Origin of the sequence: Thioalkalivibrio denitrificans (assembly GCF_002000365.1) — a bacterium.
Classification (GTDB): Bacteria; Pseudomonadota; Gammaproteobacteria; order Ectothiorhodospirales; family Ectothiorhodospiraceae; genus Thioalkalivibrio_A; species Thioalkalivibrio_A denitrificans.
Window position 1 is genome coordinate 30,367 of the sequence record NZ_MVBK01000018.1, and the last position, 18,089, is coordinate 48,455.

Genomic DNA, 18,089 nt, shown 5'->3' on the forward strand with positions numbered 1-18,089 from the left:
ACGCACCAAGTCCAAGCCGCCGGCAGATCCGGATGCCCGGGTTGTATCGTCTGCCGCAACCGGAACCGTAGGTCGGGCTTCAGCCCGACAGGCTGCATTCAACGAAGCCTCTGCCGTCGGCCTGAAGGCCGACCTACGGATACGCTTCTACTGCACGCCAACGGCGAGAGGCGGATCAATCAGGCATGGGCATTGTTCGCGGCGGGGTCGCCGCTCCTACGGGACCGCCCTCAGCCGCGTGTCCGTATACTCGTCGATCCAGCGCGTCATGGCCGCGGCATCCATGGGACGGGTGAGCAGGAAACCCTGGTAACTGTCGCAGCCGCGCTCCCTGAGGAAGTCCATTTGCGCGGGGGTTTCGACCCCTTCGGCCACCACCTGCAGGCGCAGGGTGCGGGCCATGGCGATGATGGTCGCGGCGATCTCCATGTCACTGAAGTCTTCCGGGATGTCCTTGACGAAGCTGCGGTCGATCTTGAGCACGTCGATGGGCATGCGCTTGAGGTAGGCCAGCGACGAGTAGCCGGTGCCGAAGTCATCGATGGACAGACGCACGCCCAGTTCCTTGAGATTGCGCAGCGTCTGCTCGGTCCGCTCCTCGCGGCTCATGAGGGTGCTTTCCGTCAGTTCCAGTTCCAGGCTCTGGGCGGGCAGGCCGGTCTCCTGCAGGATGCTGCGCACCTGATCCAGCAGATTGGGGTGACGCAGCTGCCGCACGGACACGTTCACGGCCATATGCAGGGGGCGGGCGAACAGGCTGGACCAGATCTTCGCCTGGCGGCACGCGGTGCGCATGACCCAAAGGCCCAGGGGCCCGATCAGGCCGGTCTCCTCGGCCAGGGGGATGAACTCGTCGGGCGCCACGAGGCCCCGCTCCGGATGGCGCCAGCGCACCAGGGCCTCCAGGCCGATCAGGGCACCGTCGGCCACACGCACCTGCGGCTGGTAATGCAGCGTGAACTCCTCTCGTTCGAGCGCGTGGCGCAGGCTCGTCTCCAGGGCCAGGCGATCGTGTGCCGCCCGGGTCAGAGCGCTGGTATAGAACTGGTAGGTGGAGCGCCCCTGGTCCTTGGCCTGGTACATGGCCGTGTCGGCGCGCATGATCAGCTGTTCGGCGTTGTCACCGTCCTCGGGGTACAGGCTGATGCCGATGCTGCCGCCCACGTACACGTCCTGACCGTTGCTGAGCGTGCAGGGCAGGGCGAGTTCCTTGAGAATGTCGCCGGCAATGGTGGAGACGTCGGGTGCGTTGGCCACTTCTTCCAGCATGACGATGAACTCGTCGCCGCCCCAGCGGGCGATGGTGTCCTCCTCGCGCAACCGTCCGCGCAGTCGCCGGGTGATGGTGCGCAGCACCTCGTCGCCGTAGGCATGGCCCAGACTGTCGTTGATCACCTTGAAGCGGTCGAGATCCAGGAACAGCACGGCCACCCGCCGGTTGCGCCTGCGGGCCATGTCCAGGGCATGATTCAGGCGGACCTGGAGCAGGGAGCGGTTGGGCAGCCCCGTGAGGGGATCGAAGTGCGCGATATGTTCCAGCTGTGTTTCCGCCCGGCGTCGGTCGGTGATGTCCAGACCGATGGCGAAAAAGAACTCGGGTTCCCCTGAAGGTCCCGCCACCGAGTTGCCGTGCCATTCCACCAGGCGTTCCTCCCCCGAGCGGGTCAGGGCATGGCTCTCGTGGTGTATCGGCTTGCCGCTGACGAGCATGTGGTGAAACAGGGTCTGCAGCGATTCATGTTCGTATTCCGGCGTGCACAGCTGAACGAAATCCTCACCGATGACCTCCTGGGCGGTGTATCCCAGCCTGGTGAGCATCGTCGGGTTCATCATGCGGATGCGGTACTGGTTGTCCAGCGCCACGAAGAAGGCCGGGGAGGCATCCAGCACGGAACGCGAGAAGTCGCGCTCCGCGCGCAGGCTGTCATTGGTTTCCTGCAGGCGGTGTGTGTGCAGCACCACCTGGCGCCGCAACAGGCGGCTGTAGATGATGAGGCTGCCCAGCAGCAGGGTCAGTATGCCGGCCAGCAGGCCCAGCCAGAAGCCCGGTGGCAGCCGGTGGACGGCCTCGCTGTGCATCCACTTCTGCGTGATGCGCGACAGTTCATCGGGATCGAGCCGGGCGATGACGTTGTTGAGTTCGGACAGCAGCGCGGTTTCGCCCCGGGCTGTCGCGAAGGCCAGGTTGCGCGCGTAGAGCACTTCGATGACGCGAAACTGTTCCGGGCTGGCGTGGCGATCCAGCAGGTACATGGCTACCGGGTAGTCCGCCGCGAAGGCTTCCACTTCACCGCGCGTGGCGGCCCGAATCAGGCGTTCGTTGTTGTCGTAATAGTGCAGGTTGAGTCCGGGATGATGCGTGCGCAGATACTCGGATTCGAATCCCCCGCGTGTCACGCCCACGGGCATGTCAGCCAGATCGGATACCTGCGACGAGGTCAACGCGCCCGATGCGAACATGGCGGTGCGCAGCGGAAATATCTCGTTGCCGAAATCCAGGAACCTCTCGCGTTCCGGCGAACGGAACAGCCCCCCGTGGACATGGGCCTGGCCGTCGCGCACCTGTGCGAGGCTGTCGTCCCAGTCAGTCAGGGCGAACTCCACCGGCCGGCCCAGCTCTTCGCCGATGAGCTCCCAGAACTCCACCAGCAGCCCCCGGGGGCTGCCCTGCTCGTCCCGGAAGGCGAACGGTGGCCACGCATGGTCCTGGGAGACGATGAGGGGCTCCGCACCCGCCGCCGGCGCGGACATGGGCACCAATGCAAGCCAGAGCAGACACGCCGCGAGCGCACCCGCGAGGGCACGACCGTTTCGGCGTGTGGAATGTGGCTCTTGGGGCTCGCGCATCGGGTGTCGTCGAAACAGGGGGCTGCATGGCCCGTTGGGAGTATTCGAACGATCTTAGGGCCGGGTGAGAAATGTGTCACAAAGCTTCGGGATCGAAGGCGAGCGGACGCTGACGAACGGCAATGGAAGTCGGTTCGATCAACGCGCACCAAGGCGCGTGAGCGCCCACCCGGCATGCTCCCGGACCAGCCCTGACGGATGATCCATGCGTGTCGACAGCGCGGCGATCGCCTCCGGCCGGGACGGCCCGTTGCCCAGGGCCACCGCCACGTTGCGCAGCCAGCGCTCGTGTCCGATGCGCCGGATGGCGCTGCCTTCGGTTCGGTTGAGAAACGTCTTCTCGTCCCAGTTGAAGAGGTCCACCAGGTCCGGTGCATCGAGACCGTGGCGGGCGCGGAAATCGGGTTCGGCGGCGAGCCCCGCGAACCGGTTCCACGGGCAGACCAGCTGGCAGTCGTCGCAGCCGTAGATGCGATTGCCGATGAGCGGTCGAAGCGGTTCGGGAATGGCATTCTTGAGTTCGATGGTCAGGTAGGAGATGCACAGGCGTGCGTCCAGTTGATACGGCGCCACGATCGCCCGCGTGGGACAGACGTCGATGCAGGCAGTGCAGGTGCCGCAATGGGCATCGCCGGGCGGATCCGCGGGCAGCGGCAGGTCCGTGTAGAGTTCCCCCAGGAAGTACCACGACCCCGCCTCGCGCGAGAGCAGGTTCGTATGCTTGCCGATCCAGCCGAGCCCCGCCTTCTCCGCCAGTGCCTTTTCCAGCACCGGCGCGCTGTCCACGAAGGCCCGGTAGCCGAACTGTCCGATCACTTCCTCGATGCGTGAGGCCAGCTTCTGCAGCCGATTGCGCATGAGCTTGTGATAGTCGCGGCCCAGCGCATAGCGGGAAACGAATCCCAGCGACGGATCGCCGATGACGGACCAGGATTCGCGGGCATCGGGCGGCTGGTAGTCCATGCGCACCGAAATCACGCGCAACGTCCCGGGCACCAGCTCCGCCGGGCGCGCACGCTTCGTCCCATGGCGCGCCATGTAGTCCATCTCGCCGTGGCGCCCGCCTTCCAGCCACCCGAGCAGGCGCGCTTCGTGCGCCTGCAGGTCCGTGTCGGTGATGCCCACCTGCTGAAACCCCAGTTCACGACCCCAGGCCTTCACTTGTTCGGCCAGGTCACGGGCATCGGTACTGGATAGGGCGCGAGGCATGTGCATAGCTTATGCGGATGCCGTACATACCGAAAACATCGGGAGTCCACGAACGGCTTGCCTGAAGTTGGCCCAATCCCGGGCTTTCTGTAGGATGAACCGAGCATCCAGGGAGAAGAGCCGCGAGCATAATGCGGTATCCGGAAGAACAATCCCCGCCCCGGCGCTCCGGCCGGGGAGAGGCCCGTGCCCGACCATGGCCGGCCCGGGTCGCCTTGTCCTCGAACACCAAAGGCCGTTCATGTCCGTTCGCCCCGCCCACGGGCGGACGTGCCCGGCGGCGCATCCTGTGTCACCGGCGCCCGAACCTTTTCCCCACACAGCGCATCCATCGCTGTGCACATCGTCGCGCCCTGATTCCGGCGAGTGCGATCCCGTTCTGCACCCACCACCGGCGTCGAGTCGATGGAACGCTCCGATTCACTGCCGGATCCGCCCGGACCGGGCGAGGTATTATGCGGTGGGTATGGCGCATAACGAGTTACGTTGCGCATTCGCGGGATAGCGCCCAACCGGCGAGCCCGGCGTGCAAAGCACAAGACCCTGATCTTGCGCAGAAAAGCATTTCTGGCTGTTTCGGACGGGGGAGTTACGCGGTTGTTAGGCCGCATACTTATAGTTGAGCCTGACAAGGAGTATCCCGTGCTAGACATAATCCTGCGGAAACTTGACAAGATGCTCGGAAACTTTAATGACGAGATGTTCGACACGTTCATCAGGCATGTTGAACGACTGGGCGCTGTGGGTATCGTCTTCGCCGGCTCGATAGGGTTGCTCCTGCACGCGAACAGACTTCCTGGTGGGCCATGGCTCGGGCGGGTTATTGGCGGACTCGCATTGATTGGTACATTTTTTCTGATAGTCCTTGTAGGGGTGGGAGCGTGGAAAGCCGCTCGAGCGGCGCTTTCCAAGCCTTGGCTTGGTCATTTCGTTGGTGTCTCCGTTTTCGTGGTTGCTGTGTTCATTGCTATCGGTGGCATGAATTTGGCTTTCGGTGAGGCCCAACAAGACGCTCCAGCCGACCAGCAAACCGCTGCGCGGCTTGCTGTCGGCTGAGCGCCAGCGTTATGCCGCAAAATGACACAAGGAAGAGTCGCGCATGGATTTCGAGATCTTAAGCGATATTGAGAGTTCGGAAACGTTCGCAACCGGCAAAGGCATCAGGGAGCTGTCGCGGTTGCAACGGATCTACGGGAAAGGGAAATGGAGAAAACGCAAAGGAATCGCGGATGTAAAATTATCCGATGGATCAATAGTTCGCGCCGAACTACACTGGTACGAGGCAACCGGCATCGGGAAGAAGGAATTTAAGATTAAACGTTATATAGATTGAGAGCAGCTATGACTTCAACAGCATCACATCAACTCGTCATATGTGTAAAGAACGAAGACTATCCAGCGTCGCTGGAGAAACGGAAGATATATGAAGCAATCCCAGATAAGGCGGCAGAGAAACATGGCCAGATCCGGGTGATAGACGAATCCGGGGAAGATTATCTGTATCCCCAGGATTACTTCATCCCTGTATCGCTGCCAAAGAATGTAGAAGAAGCCGTAATCAAAGCGGCATAACCACGGCTTCCATCGGACGCGAAATTCGCGCCGCTGAAGCCGGGCGTTAACGATACGTACAACGAGGAGGTGCGAATGGAGTGGGTCAAGTTGGCTGGAGAGTTACTGTTGTCATGGCCAGTCGTGGCTTTAGTTTTCTTGGCAATGTTCCATCGACCAATCCTGAAAGTTCTCGACCGATTTGGGAACGGATCTGATAGCGAAGCAGAAATCGGGCCGGTAAAGATTCGCTTGGGAAAGATCGCCGACGAAGGTGAAAGCGCAGTGAACCAGTTGAATAAAGTCAATCATGTGATGGCGGAAAGTCGTTTGCTCGAGCTTGAGATTACTTCAGGAGCCTTTGGTCAAATGTTTACACCAGAGCAGCAAGAAAGAATGGAAAAACAAATTAATGAGCTGCGTGGCTTGACCGAGGGTAATCGTTAACAAGGCAATGCACGCGACAGGCGCGTGATTGCGGCGTTGGGCGTCATGGTGGCGAAAGCAAGCGTCGTTACGCCAAGCGCACCGAGGTCGAGTGACAGGAGAGAAGGTTGCACAATTACGAACACAAAAAGCTGATTGAGTCTGATGACTGATGACGGGGTCGGACCACGGCAACTGCTTGATTAGCAGCAAGAAGTGGCTGCATACGGCCTGAAAACAGGCCTTGGAGTCGCAATTTTTGGCCCAAAACGGGTGCTCTAAGGGAATCGGTGGCAATGCCCGGTTCCCGCCGTTATCGGCAGGATTTTGCAGCCGGAAACAGCGCTTTAAGACGGCTTTCGGGCTCTGGTGGCCCCTGATTCTTCCGCACGTCAAAGGGTTGGCGTGGTCCGACCCGCTCCTGGGATTTCAAGGGTTGGCGTGATCCGGCCCGCTCCCGGAATTTCAGAAGCTCCAACTGAACTCACTTCGCGTCGCAGCTGAGCTACGCATTGTCTCCAGGGAACCCGGCCTTGAGGCTTGCTTGCCGCGTACCCAACCGGGGAGTACGTTTAAGCGTACAGTCTAACGTACGCCGGGGTCGCCATGTCCAAAGTGAGAGTCGATGAAGATATCCGTCCGCTGTCTGAGTTCAGAGCCGGTGTCGCGTCCTTTGTGAAGCATGTTCATGAGACCCGTCGGCCGATGGTACTGACCCAGCGGGGACGCGGGGTTGCCGTTCTGATGGATGTGCATGAGTTTGAGTTGATGCAGAAGCGTTTGGAGATCCTGGAGGATATCTATCGCGCTGAGGAACAACTCGCGGCGGGTGAGGGCGTGCCCCACAGGGAGGCCCGGGCGCGAGTTCTGAAAGGTCTTGGTCGGTGAAAGTCGAGATGACGGGGTCGGACCACGGCAACTGCATGATTGGCCGCAAGAAGTGCCTGTAGATTGCATAAAATCGGGCCTTGGAGTGGCAATTTCTGGCCCAAAACCGGCGCTCCAAGAGAATCGGTTACCAGAGCGCGGTTCCCGCTGTTTTCGGCAGGATTGCGCGGCCGGAGACAGCCCTTCAATGCCGGATTCGGGCTCTGGTGGCCCATGATTCTTCCGCGCTTCAAAGGGTTGGGGTGGTCCGACCCGATCCCAAGTTCTCTGGTGTCAGAATCCTGCGGATTGACTCCAGACCGGACCGATGGAAGCGGTGTCCTCCGGGCGCGGCCAGTCTGCTTTTTTGAGCCAGTCCTCGATCGCCGAAGCCTCCATGGGGCGGGCGATGAGAAACCCCTGTGCAGCATCGCAGCCATACGCGGCCACGGTGTCCAGGTGCCTCCGGTTCGACACGCCTTCGGCCACCACCGCCATGTTCAGGTAATGCGACAGGGCGATCGTGGACTCCACGATACGACCTACTTTCTCGTTGTCGTTCATTCGGGTGACGAAGGACCGGTCGATCTTCACGATATCCGCCGGGATCTCGTGCAGGTAGGACAAGGATGAGTATCCAGTGCCGAAATCGTCGATGGAGAGATGAATGCCCAGATCCCGGACCGCGCGCAGGGCCTCCAGTGCGCGTACGGGATCCGCCATGATGGCCGATTCAGTCACTTCAAACTCGAGCGATTCGGCACGCAGTCCGTATGCCTTCAGCAACGCCCTTACATCCTTGAGCAGGGACTCATCGTAGAGGTTCGTGACGGAGAGATTCACCGCCATGGTGAGCTTCAGTCCCGATGCATGCCACTCGGCCTGCTGCCGAATGGCCGCCTCGATCACCCATCGCGACAGAGGCAAGATCAGGTCCGTACTCTCTACCTGGGGAATAAAGTCACCCGGCGGGACCATGCCGCGCACCGGATGCTGCCAGCGTACCAACGCCTCCACACCCTCGATCTTCCCATTGGCCAGGTTGAGCTTGGGCTGATAGTGCAGGATGAACTGCTCTTCCCGGATGCTGTCGAGCACCTCGCCCACCAGGGCGAGATTCTCACGGCTGGTGCGGTCGGCTGCGATATCGTAGACCGCAAAGCGGGCGCCGCGCTGCAGCCCTGCGTACAAGGCGATATCCGCACGGCGGATCAGCGCATCGGGATCCCCTTCGGCGTCATGCAGTTCTGCGACGCCCAGACCCACCGAGGCGTGGACATTGACTCCTCCGGCGGGCACCGACCGGCGCATGGCGGACAGCACGTCACGAGCCAGTGACCTGGCATCCCAGGGGCCTGCGGGAACGAGCGCTGCGAGGCGATCGGCGTCCACCTGATAGACCCGTGAACCGTCGGGCGTGACCTCTTCGAGCCTCTGGGCAACCGCCCGCAGCAATGCCTGCGAAACCGGATAGCCCAGAGTGTTGAGTATCTCATTGAGATTTTCGATGCGGAGCATCAGAAGCTGCGCGCTGCCATGACCCTCGGCGCTTGCGAGCATCGGCCGCAAGGCTTCAGACAGGGCATGACGGTTGGGCAGGCCCGTGTCGACGTCATGGGTGATCGACCAGCGCAGGGATCGAATCTGCTCCATGAGACGCCCCGCGACCCAGCCGGTGAACGCACCCACCACCATGAAGGCCGCAAGGCGCGATAGCCAGTTGACCGCCTGTTGCGCCTGCCCGGTTGCGGTATCGATGGGCATGAAGGGGCCCACCAGAAGTCCCGCCGCTACGCCGGCCAATACGCCGCCGGGGATCTTGAACACCACAGCCGCAAGGATAATGGGGAGATAGATTGTGTGGAGGTAGGCGTAGCGGGTTCCGCCAGTGAGGTAGACGAGCGCCGCGGCACAGAGGAGCAACACCGCAATACCACATGCGGCGAGATTACGACGCTGCTCGGCGGATTCCAGCCATCCCGGCGGCAGCAAACGTTGAACCGAGGAGATGTCCATTTGTCTTCTTCGTTTTCCACACGGACGCAGTGCCGTGCCGGGGACTCACGTTTTAGGTGTGTAAACGCACACCTGACCGTCGTCCACCGGAAATGGAATAGAAGGAACATCTTGAGGAACAGGCGGTAGGATAGCTGTGCTGCCACGCAGGTATCGACAGAGTAGAGCCTGGAAGTTGAGTCCGCCCGATCTTGATGCAATTGTCACACATCGACCACAACAAGGTTGCGGCCCGCTGCCTTCGCTTTGTACATCGCTTTGTCCGCGCGGCCCACTGACTCTTCAATAGACCGGGATTGCGAAAGCATTGAAACCCCGATGGACGCTGTGACCTGTACACATTGGCCAACATCTTCCAACTGAATTTTCTGAGCAGCGATTGCCTCGCGTATTCGTTCTGCCAGCTCGCGTGACTGATCGCTGTTTACGCCAGGCATACAGATCAAGAACTCTTCACCTCCATACCTATAAATCCGATCATATGGCCGAACAACGGCTTTTACGCATTGGACTGTAGCGACAAGGACCGCGTCACCCGCAGGGTGACCGAGATTATCGTTAATGGATTTGAAAAGGTCTAGATCAAGCATTGCGAGTGCGCAGGTCGTTACCCCCCTCTGGACAAGCGCATGTTGCTCGAGAAGATCTGACCTCATAATGGCCCTGTTTTGAGCGCCAGTAAGTGGATCACGCCCCTGAGCCATTCTTGCAAACTCCTTTTGCAACAACTGCAGTGCTGTACGCATGTCATCTACCGCACTTTGGAACTGATCCCAGTCTCTCAGTGCAATAGTGCGATCATCCGATATCCTTCGAAGCAGGCCTGTCGCTAGACTGTGCATCTTTTCGTGCTTCGCTCCAAGCTCTGAGAAACTCGGCTGATCATCCAGTAGCTCAATGGGGGCCCTTTGATACCACTGCCCGAAACAACACCGAAGATGTGAATCAGGTGTCAGATCACTGGGATTTGGTGGTATTCGCGCAATGAATGTTCTTAGCAGGTTCTTATACCACTGGTCGTGCCAGCGATAAGCCATTTCCAGATTAGAGATAACGGACTGCAATTGCTGATCACTTAGGGAAGTCATGATCGTGACCTCACTCCACGTCTGATAGGGATAGGGGGACGCCTTACGACGCCCTTCCTCCCACACCTCCGTGCTTACGAAACACATACACGGGGTTACATGGGCTCAATTCTAGTAATAAGCATTGATGACCATGCATCGCCGGGCTTGAGGATAGGCGAAGCTCGAGGTTATTGGACTTTACCTCTTGTCCCCTCGATTCCCATCAGCGTCAGTCGATCACCCGAAACCCGTGCGTCCCATCGCGTTCCAGCTGAGCGACCAGGCCGTACTCCCAATCCAGGTATCCCTGCATCGCTTCGTGCGGGTTGTCGGTACCCTCGTAGGGCCGCCGATAGCGGTCGATCGGCGGGGAGGCCATACGGGTCGGGCCGGTTTCGAGTTCGAAGCCGGCCGCAATCCAGCCGGCCGTGCCACCCTCCAGTACCACGACCTCGCCGTTGACCAGGGATTGCAACGCGGCGGCGGCGAAACACGCGAGTCTGCCGTCGGGGCAGGTCAGCACATAGCGCCGGGCCGCGGGCAGGCGGGACACCGCCTCGGCAAGTTGCGAGCGCAGTGTGAACCAGGCGCCGGGTATGTGTCCGCGCTGGTATTCGGCACTGGTGGCGAAATCGATTACCGTCACCTCTTGGGGCTGCTGCAGCCCGGATTGCAACTCCTGAGCTTCAATCCGGCGCACTTCAGGTAATGGCGGCAGCGGTGCCACAGCGTCGCCGGCTTCACGCAAATCGGCAGGGTCGATGCCATCCAGCACGTAGACCTCCCAGCCCATCTGGGCCAGCCAGGAGGCGCTCATGTTGGCGCGTACGCCGTCGCAGTCGGCCAACACGATGCGGGCGCCGCGAACCGGCGCGAACATCTCGGTCTCCTGGACCAGCTGACCCCCGGGGGTCGATCGAAATCCCGGCAGATGGCCCGACCGATATTCTTCCGGGGTACGCACGTCGAAACCGTAGGTCGTTCGACCATCCTGCGTTAGCCAGGCGGACACCTCGTCGGGCCTGGCCCGCCGAACCCCCGCACGATCCGCCACGGAGCGGGCCGACTGTGCCGCGTGCTCGCGAGTCGCATCCGGCGTCTCGCCGAACCGGCGGTCACAGCCGTGTTCCAGGGTCTGACCCGCCAGCGTCCAGCCGATGGTGCCGTTGCGCAGTGCAGCCACCGGGTTGGGCAGTCCGGCATTGATCAGTGACTGGGTGCCGATGATGCTGCGGGTGCGTCCGGCACAGTTGACGATGACCCGGGTTTCGGGGCGCGGGGCAAGGTCCGGCACCCGCAGAACCAGTTCGGCACCGGGCACGCTGACGGCAGTCGGGATGCTCATGGTTCGGTATTCATCGAAGCGTCGGGCATCGACGATCACCATGTCCGTGCCGGCATCGATCAGGGACTTTACTTCCTCGGCGGACAACGACGGGGTGTGGCGCCGGGCTGCGACCAGTTCACCAAACGCCTTGCTGGGTACGTTGACGTCACGAAACAGTTCTCCGCCGGCATCGCGCCAGCCGCTCACGCCACCGGCCAGCACCCCGACATCGCTGTAGCCCAACTCGATGAGGCGGCGTGCGGCACGTTCGGCCAGTCCTTCGCCGTCGTCCAGTGTGACGATCGGGACATCGCGGCGCGGCAGTTTGGTATAGGCATCGAGCTCGATCCGGCCGAGCGGCAGGTTCGCGGCGAACAGGGGGTGGGCCTGCGCATGAGGGTCTTCTTCCCGAACGTCGAGCAGCGCGATCTCCCGGTGTTCGAGCAGTGCGGCGCGAACGTCGGTGTATGACCAGGTCCGGAGCGTTTCGTTGGTGGCTTGCACGGTGGTCGACTCCTCGCGTGGTATCCGGGGACAGTATAGCCAGCTCACTAGCTGTATTACCCCAACAGGTTGTTCACAGGTGAAGCGTATGAGGCTCTCGCGAAGGAGCGAAGCATGTCCTGCGATGCTCGTTGTAGGAGCCCAGCCCTCTGGGCGAACCGGCGTTGTGCCAGTGTTGCGTTCGCCCAGAGGGCTGGGCTCCTACAACCGGCCCTGCCTGCCAGCAGCTCACCCCGGATGAACAACGTATTGAGAGATCACAACTAGCCCGCATATCTCACCACCGTTCGTCGCGAGGGCGTCGAGATGTCGCTGTGACGGGGCGCGCGGACCGGAAGACGGCGCAGGCGTAGCCGACACTACGTCAAGCCGGCTGGAGGGGCGAGGCGGAACCGAAGGTCCGGTGGACCTTCGCAGTCCGCCGAGCGGGCGTGCAGGACGCACGCCCTGGACTGCCAGCGGAGCAGGGACTGCGCAGCGCAGCAGACGCCCCGTCACAGCGAGCAGATCGGCGGCCGCAGTAGAAGGGTGGTGAGATATGCGGGCTAGATCGCTGCCACGCTCAACGTGCATGCCTTGCCCGATAACGCCGGTATCGCCGGCCGCCCTGCACGAGACAATGTTTGCGTCCGAAACGGTCTGCCACGACAATGCAGGGAGGCGGTCATCGAGCGGTGCGTCCCCCTTGATGACCCGCTTCGTCACCCGCCGGCCTTTGGCTCCGACGTTAACGACAGCCTCGCCGAGCCGGGTGCTCAGCCCGAAGCGCTTCCTACGTAAAGCAAGACCATGACAACCAAACGTCGTTCGATCGAGGCATACCACAACCAGGAGTTTCTCAACAGCCGTGGTGCGCGCTCGCTGCGCATCCTGTCCGAATACATCGAACCCGAAAGTCGGTTCGACCACTACCAGGTCGAGGATACCGTGGTGTTCATGGGGTCGGCGCGCATTGTGTCCCGCGAGCAGGCCGAGCAGGAACTGGGCGAGGTTGAGGCCGACAGCGGCACGGACCGCGCTACGGTGGAACGCGCCCGCCGACGGATGGAAATGTCCCGATACTACGAGGCGGCCCGAGAACTCGCGCATCGCATCACGGAATGGTCCAAGCAACTCAGCGACGAGGGGCGCCGCTTCGTGGTGTGCACCGGCGGCGGACCGGGAATCATGGAGGCCGCCAATCGCGGGGCCTCGGAGGCCAAGGGAATGAATGTCGGCCTGACGATCTCCATTCCGATGGAGGAATTCGACAACCGATATGTTACACGCGAACTGTCATTCCATTTTCACTATTTCTTCATGCGCAAGTTCTGGTTTGCGTACCTGGCCAAGGCGGTTGTAGTGTTCCCGGGTGGTTACGGTACCCTGGACGAGTTGTTCGAGTTGTTGACCCTGATCCAGACCCACAAGATCCGTAAACACCTGCCGGTGGTGCTGTTCGGCACGCAGTACTGGGACGAAGTGATCAATTTCGACGCCCTTATCCGCCACGGGACCATCGACGCGGAGGACGTGGATCTTATGTTCCGAACCGACTCGGTGGACGATGCCTACGAATTCCTCGTCAGTCACCTCAGCAAGTACGCGCTGGAGGAGCGCGGCGCCATACTGTAGAAGCCTCACCGGTCGGCCTTCTCGGTCCGCTCTCGCCACGGGTTATCGCCGCTGGAAACGATCAATCATCCCGTTTCGATTCCCCACTCGCCATTCGACGCGCAGATCACTCGGACAGACCCCCGCAGGAATCAGTCAGTGGTGCTGGCGGAGATCCAGATGCCGTAGTCGCAACGCAGCAGCGTTCCTCCGCTGTCCACCAGATCGCCGTGCGTGAAGGCCACGTTGTTGAAGTAGCACACCGGTTCTCCGGGCACCTCCTGGCGAAGCACGTCCATCTCCTCATCCGCCTCCATGGCGATCGGTGAGTTCTGCAGTTCCGGATCCTGTGCGCCCACGTGTGGCACGCTGCCGCTTTCCTTCATGAAATGACTCCTCGTTCAGTCGATCACGCACCGGAAGTGATGCGTGCTTTTAATAAGTATGACCCAACCCGCCCCGGAATGCGTTGACTGCCATCATCCCCCTCGATCGGCACCATTTCACCGTCGGGCGGGCACGTTTGAGCATCTTCGGCGCGGGACGAAAGTTTACAATGATCCAACGGATACATCCCGTTTCCGGGCCGGCGGGCGCCAGCACCGGGATAGTCACACGAATGTCAGCAGGTACACCTAATGGGCAAACCCACGGACGAAGAACTCAAAACCGCGCTCGATCAGGCCGCGCACATGCGGGAACACGGGAAAGACCCGCATTTCATGGCCAAGAGCCTGTTGAACCTGCATTACCGCCTGGGGCACCTCGAACACGTGCTTCACGCGGCCGACCGCTACCTGCATTCCGGCCTGGCGGAACACAATCACGCGGAACTGGTGCGCGCCATCGAGGCATACAAGCGCGCCGAATCGCGCGGCAGCCCGGAGGAGAACAAGGAGCCCTGGTTGTCCTGACACTCTCTCGCGCCCTTCGCGGTTTGCTTTAGCCGGCATCATCGAAGGACCACCCAATCACGGCCTGCGCTTGAGCTGACGGACGCGTTCCCGGGCCGTGTGCAGGGCCTCCACCAGATCCAGGGACAGGGGGAGGGGATCCCCGTGCATCAGGCTGGCCAGCACCTCCGCGGCCAATGGCGTCGTGGTCAGGCCGCGGGACCCGTGGGCGAGGGTGGCGTAGACGCCCGGCAGGCAGGGTGCATCCGGGTAATGGTCCCAGCTGCGGCCATGGTGCAGATCCGCATAAGCTGCCTCGAACGCATCCATGCGGGGCAGGGGGCCCACCAGCGGAAGACGACCTGCCGCGTTGTAGCGCACGGCAGCGCGGCCGGCGTTGGCTGGCGCACCATTCGACAGGGCCGCAGGCCATACCCGGGCCAGGTCTGACAGGTTCCGGGCATGTTCGCCGGCCCGCAGATCGGTGCCCGTATCGCCCCGCACGTAGGTGGCGCCAAACACATGGCCTGCCGGCGTGGCCGGCGTTACATAGCCCTCGTAACACAGAATCCGCCGCAACCCCTGCGTGGACGGCGCAGGGCTCATGATGCCCAGCTGACCGCGCAGCGGTCTTGTCTCGATACCGGGATGCAGGGCCGGCAGGCCCAGCCCGTTGGCCAGCACCACCTGGGGGGCCTCCACCACGGACTTGCCGTTCGCATCCAGCACATGCCAGGCGTCCCCCGTACGACGCAGGCTGGACACCTGAACACCGGTGACCAGCCTCGCTGAGGCCGCTTCCAGTTGCCCCCGACACAGGGCGCTAGGGTCCACCCACCCGGCGCGGGGCAGGTAAAGCCCGCCGAGGGTGAGCGGTACGCCGGCCAGTTCGGCGGCCTGCGGCGCATCCACGCGCTGCATGAGGGTGTGAGGCAGCGCAAGCCGTTCAGCGATGCGATCGAGGCGAAGGCGCAGGCGCTCACCGTCCGCCAGCCAGAGGGCACCGCAGCGATCACGGGGAATGGGATGTCCGCAAGCCGCCACCGACTCGATCCAGCGCCACGCAAACTCCGCTGCCTGAAGGGTGAAACGACTGACAACGCCGTGGTCGGCACTGAGATGGGCCATGATGATGCCCGCGGGATTGCCCGAGGCGCCGGCCGCCGGGCCGGGGCCCGAATCGAGCACCGTGACATCCCAGCCGCGGCGTGACAGTGCCAGCGCCGTCGACGTCCCCGCCAGCCCGGCACCGATCACCGCCGCCCGACGCTCGGAAACGTCGGCGCCCTCGGGCCAGCGCAGCCAGGGCGGACGAACGTCCACGCTTTGCGGCAGCGACTCGCACACGCCCGTGATGCGCTCCCGCTTGGCGCCGAAGCCGGGTTGGCGCACGATGCGAAATCCCGCTGCCTCCAGACCGCGGCGCACATGGCCTGCCGCTGTGAAGCTGGCCAGGGTGCCGCCGGGCGGTGTCAGCCGCGCCAGTTGGGCATACAGCGCCTCATTCCAGAGCCCCGGATTGCGGGCCGGGGCAAATCCGTCCAGGTACCAGGCATCCACGCGGGCGTGACAACCGGCCAGCGTCTCGGTGGCATCACCGAACAGGAGGGTGAGGCTCACGCGATCATCGGGGAACACCAGCCGGTGATACCCGCTCACGGGCTCGGGGTACTGCGCAAGCAACTGCTCGCCGAGGCGCCGCAGGCCGGCCGGCAGGGCGCCCATCAGGCGGGCCATGTCGGGCGGCGTGAAGGGATGGAGTTCGGTGCTCAGGTAGTGCAGCCACCCTCGGCCCGGGCGGGATCGCCACAGATCCCATGTGAGCAGAAAGTTCAGGCCGGTGCCGAAACCGGTCTCCCCGACCGTGAAACGCTCGCCATCGCGCCAGCGCTCCGGCAGGCCGTTGGCCGCGAGAAACACCTGGGCGGATTCCTGTGCACCTTCGCCGGGGCTGTAGTAGACGTCTCCATAGCGCGCGCACCAGGGCGAGCCGTCCCTGAGTGTCAGGGGAGCGGGGTCCAGCGGTCGAAACCCGGCGGGGCTGTCAGTTGCGGATGCCATGCCCCTTGTTGAGCAGGTAAAGACTGAACGTGAACAGGGCGGCAATAAAGCCGAGGATGATCGCGTACGAGAGCCACAGGTTGATGTCGGTCACACCCAGCAGGCCGTAGCGAAACGCGTTGACCATGTAGAGGATCGGATTGAGATGCGACATCCCCTGCCAGAACTCCGGCAACAGGGAGATGGAATAGAACACGCCCCCCAGGTAGGTCAGCGGCGTGAGCACGAAGGTGGGAATGATGGAGATGTCGTCGAAGCTCTTGGCGAAGATGCCGTTGATCAGGCCGGCGAGGGCAAAGAGCGTGGAGGTGAGCACCACCACCGAGAGCGTCACCCCGAGGCTGTGCATGCTGAACGGGCTGAAGAACAGGGAGACAATGGTCACCGCCACGCCCACGGTCAGGCCGCGGGCCACGCCGCCGGCCACGAAGCCCAGGATGATCAGGTAATTGGGAATCGGCGCCACCATCATCTCCTCGATGTGGTGCTGGAACTTGGAGCCGTAGAACGACGACACCACGTTGGCGTAGGAGTTGGTGATGATCGCCATCATAATCAGACCGGGCACGATGAAGTCCATGTACCGCAGGCCGTCCATCTCACCGATCCGCGCGCCAATCAGGCCGCCGAAGATGATGAAATAAAGCGCCGTCGTGATCATGGGCGGAAACACCGTCTGCAGCCAGATGCGGCTGAAACGCAGCACCTCCTTGATGACGATGGTCTGCAGGGCGATCAGATTGCGGCGCAGGCTCATGAAGGACGGTTCTCCCTGACCAGGTTCATGAACAGCTGCTCGAGCCGGTTGCTCTTGTTGCGCAGGCTGAGTACCTGCACATCCGCGGTCGCCAGGTCCGTGAACAACTGGTTGACGCTGTCCTCCTTGCGGATGTCCGCCTCCAACGTCAGTTCATCCACCCACCGGACCGTGTGATTGGGCAGAGTTGGCAGATGGGCCAGCGGCTTGGCCAGATCCAGCACGAGGGTCTCCACGTTGAGTTTGCCGAGCAGCCGCTTCATGGAGGTGTTCTCGATGATCTCCCCCTGGTCGATGATTGCAATGTTTCGGCAAAGGCTCTCCGCCTCTTCCAGGTAGTGCGTGGTCAGAATGATCGTTCGTCCCTCGGCATTGATCCTGCGCAGGAAGGCCCACATGGAGCGCCGGATCTCGATGTCCACGCCCGCTGTCGGCTCGTCGAGGATCAGCAACCGGGGTTCATGGACGAGGGCACGGGCGATCATCAGCCGGCGCTTCATCCCGCCGGAGAGCGTGCGCGCCATGTCGCGGCGCTTCTCCCACAGACCCAACTCCCGCAGGTAGTGCTCGGCCCGCTCGAAGGCCTGCCTGCGGGGGATCCCGTAATATCCGGCCTGGTTGACCACAATCTCCACCACGGGCTCGAAGCCGTTGAAGTTGACCTCCTGGGGCACCAGCCCGAGGCAGGCCTTGGCGGCGTCCTTCTCACGATCCAGGTCGTGGCCGAAGATGGAGACCGATCCGCCGGTCTTGTTGATCAGCGAGGCGACGATGCCGATGGTGGTCGACTTGCCCGCGCCATTGGGGCCGAGCAGGGCGAAGAAGTCGCCCGGTTCAACGTCCAGATCGATGCCCTTGAGCGCCTCGAAACCGTTGCGGTAGACCTTGGTGACATTGCGCAGCGAAAGGGCTTTGGGCATTGTTTTTCAGGGGTTTTTAAGAGAATGCGAAGGCTGCAGATGATACCA

General features: G+C 62.2%; 16 protein-coding genes. 7 read left to right on the forward strand and 9 right to left on the reverse strand.

Features of this window, described 5'->3' with window-relative positions:
* Nucleotides 1-216 precede the first annotated feature (216 nt).
* Together B1C78_RS03025 and queG are read right to left on the reverse strand one after the other, a co-directional pair.
* On the reverse strand, nucleotides 217-2,847 hold the full coding sequence (locus B1C78_RS03025) for an EAL domain-containing protein (RefSeq protein ID WP_175628220.1): 2,631 nt from the start codon (nucleotides 2,845-2,847) through the stop codon (nucleotides 217-219).
* A 138-nt stretch (nucleotides 2,848-2,985) separates the two neighbouring features.
* A complete protein-coding gene (queG, locus tag B1C78_RS03030) occupies nucleotides 2,986-4,056 on the reverse strand; it encodes a tRNA epoxyqueuosine(34) reductase QueG (protein WP_077277743.1) in 1,071 nt (356 codons plus the stop codon).
* A 642-nt stretch (nucleotides 4,057-4,698) separates the two neighbouring features.
* Between queG and B1C78_RS03035 the strand changes: the two genes are divergently transcribed.
* The 5 genes from B1C78_RS03035 to B1C78_RS03055 all read left to right on the forward strand — a co-directional run bounded on the left by B1C78_RS03035 (nucleotide 4,699) and on the right by B1C78_RS03055 (nucleotide 6,921).
* Nucleotides 4,699-5,112, forward strand: coding sequence for a hypothetical protein (locus B1C78_RS03035; protein WP_077277666.1), 414 nt, complete (start codon nucleotides 4,699-4,701; stop codon nucleotides 5,110-5,112).
* Between the two features lie 43 nt (nucleotides 5,113-5,155).
* Nucleotides 5,156-5,389 (forward strand): hypothetical protein, encoded by a 234-nt coding sequence (locus B1C78_RS03040; protein ID WP_077277667.1) that lies wholly within the window; start codon nucleotides 5,156-5,158, stop codon nucleotides 5,387-5,389.
* Nucleotides 5,390-5,397: 8 nt separating this feature from the next.
* Complete coding sequence (locus tag B1C78_RS17730) at nucleotides 5,398-5,628, forward strand: hypothetical protein (RefSeq protein WP_077277668.1); 231 nt, start codon at nucleotides 5,398-5,400, stop codon at nucleotides 5,626-5,628.
* Nucleotides 5,629-5,703: 75 nt separating this feature from the next.
* Nucleotides 5,704-6,054 carry a hypothetical protein gene (locus B1C78_RS03050; protein WP_077277669.1) on the forward strand — a complete coding sequence of 117 codons (351 nt, stop codon included), beginning with the start codon at nucleotides 5,704-5,706 and terminating at the stop codon, nucleotides 6,052-6,054.
* Between the two features lie 585 nt (nucleotides 6,055-6,639).
* Nucleotides 6,640-6,921, forward strand: a complete 282-nt coding sequence (locus B1C78_RS03055; RefSeq protein ID WP_077277670.1) for a type II toxin-antitoxin system Phd/YefM family antitoxin — start codon at nucleotides 6,640-6,642, stop codon at nucleotides 6,919-6,921.
* A gap of 273 nt (nucleotides 6,922-7,194) precedes the next feature.
* Here the strand turns inward: B1C78_RS03055 and B1C78_RS03060 are convergent, their stop codons facing one another.
* The 3 genes from B1C78_RS03060 to B1C78_RS03070 all read right to left on the reverse strand — a co-directional run bounded on the left by B1C78_RS03060 (nucleotide 7,195) and on the right by B1C78_RS03070 (nucleotide 11,817).
* Nucleotides 7,195-8,916, reverse strand: coding sequence for a putative bifunctional diguanylate cyclase/phosphodiesterase (locus B1C78_RS03060; RefSeq protein ID WP_077277671.1), 1,722 nt, complete (start codon nucleotides 8,914-8,916; stop codon nucleotides 7,195-7,197).
* Nucleotides 8,917-9,119: 203 nt separating this feature from the next.
* Complete coding sequence (locus B1C78_RS03065) at nucleotides 9,120-10,004, reverse strand: diguanylate cyclase (protein ID WP_077277744.1); 885 nt, start codon at nucleotides 10,002-10,004, stop codon at nucleotides 9,120-9,122.
* Nucleotides 10,005-10,215: 211 nt separating this feature from the next.
* Nucleotides 10,216-11,817, reverse strand: coding sequence for a rhodanese-related sulfurtransferase (locus tag B1C78_RS03070; RefSeq protein ID WP_077277672.1), 1,602 nt, complete (start codon nucleotides 11,815-11,817; stop codon nucleotides 10,216-10,218).
* A gap of 789 nt (nucleotides 11,818-12,606) precedes the next feature.
* On the opposite strand from B1C78_RS03070, the gene B1C78_RS03080 reads away from it, so the two are divergent.
* Nucleotides 12,607-13,431, forward strand: coding sequence for an LOG family protein (locus tag B1C78_RS03080; protein WP_077277674.1), 825 nt, complete (start codon nucleotides 12,607-12,609; stop codon nucleotides 13,429-13,431).
* Nucleotides 13,432-13,562: 131 nt separating this feature from the next.
* On the opposite strand, the gene B1C78_RS03085 is transcribed toward B1C78_RS03080, so the two are convergent.
* Nucleotides 13,563-13,796, reverse strand: coding sequence for a DUF1496 domain-containing protein (locus B1C78_RS03085; protein ID WP_077277675.1), 234 nt, complete (start codon nucleotides 13,794-13,796; stop codon nucleotides 13,563-13,565).
* Between the two features lie 252 nt (nucleotides 13,797-14,048).
* Between B1C78_RS03085 and B1C78_RS03090 the strand changes: the two genes are divergently transcribed.
* Nucleotides 14,049-14,324, forward strand: a complete 276-nt coding sequence (locus tag B1C78_RS03090; protein WP_077277676.1) for a hypothetical protein — start codon at nucleotides 14,049-14,051, stop codon at nucleotides 14,322-14,324.
* A 57-nt stretch (nucleotides 14,325-14,381) separates the two neighbouring features.
* Here the strand turns inward: B1C78_RS03090 and mnmC are convergent, their stop codons facing one another.
* The 3 genes from mnmC to B1C78_RS03105 are packed head-to-tail and all read right to left on the reverse strand — an operon-like array spanning nucleotide 14,382 to nucleotide 18,041.
* Nucleotides 14,382-16,364, reverse strand: a complete 1,983-nt coding sequence (gene mnmC / locus B1C78_RS03095; RefSeq protein ID WP_077277677.1) for a bifunctional tRNA (5-methylaminomethyl-2-thiouridine)(34)-methyltransferase MnmC2/FAD-dependent 5-carboxymethylaminomethyl-2-thiouridine(34) oxidoreductase MnmC1 — start codon at nucleotides 16,362-16,364, stop codon at nucleotides 14,382-14,384.
* Entirely contained in the window at nucleotides 16,348-17,121 is a 774-nt protein-coding gene (locus tag B1C78_RS03100; RefSeq protein ID WP_077277678.1) for an ABC transporter permease, read from the reverse strand. The genes mnmC and B1C78_RS03100 overlap by 17 nt, the downstream gene beginning before the upstream one ends.
* Nucleotides 17,118-18,041: an ABC transporter ATP-binding protein gene (locus B1C78_RS03105; RefSeq protein WP_077277679.1), complete on the reverse strand. Its 924-nt coding sequence runs from the start codon at nucleotides 18,039-18,041 to the stop codon at nucleotides 17,118-17,120. The genes B1C78_RS03100 and B1C78_RS03105 overlap by 4 nt, the downstream gene beginning before the upstream one ends.
* Nucleotides 18,042-18,089: the final 48 nt, after the last annotated feature.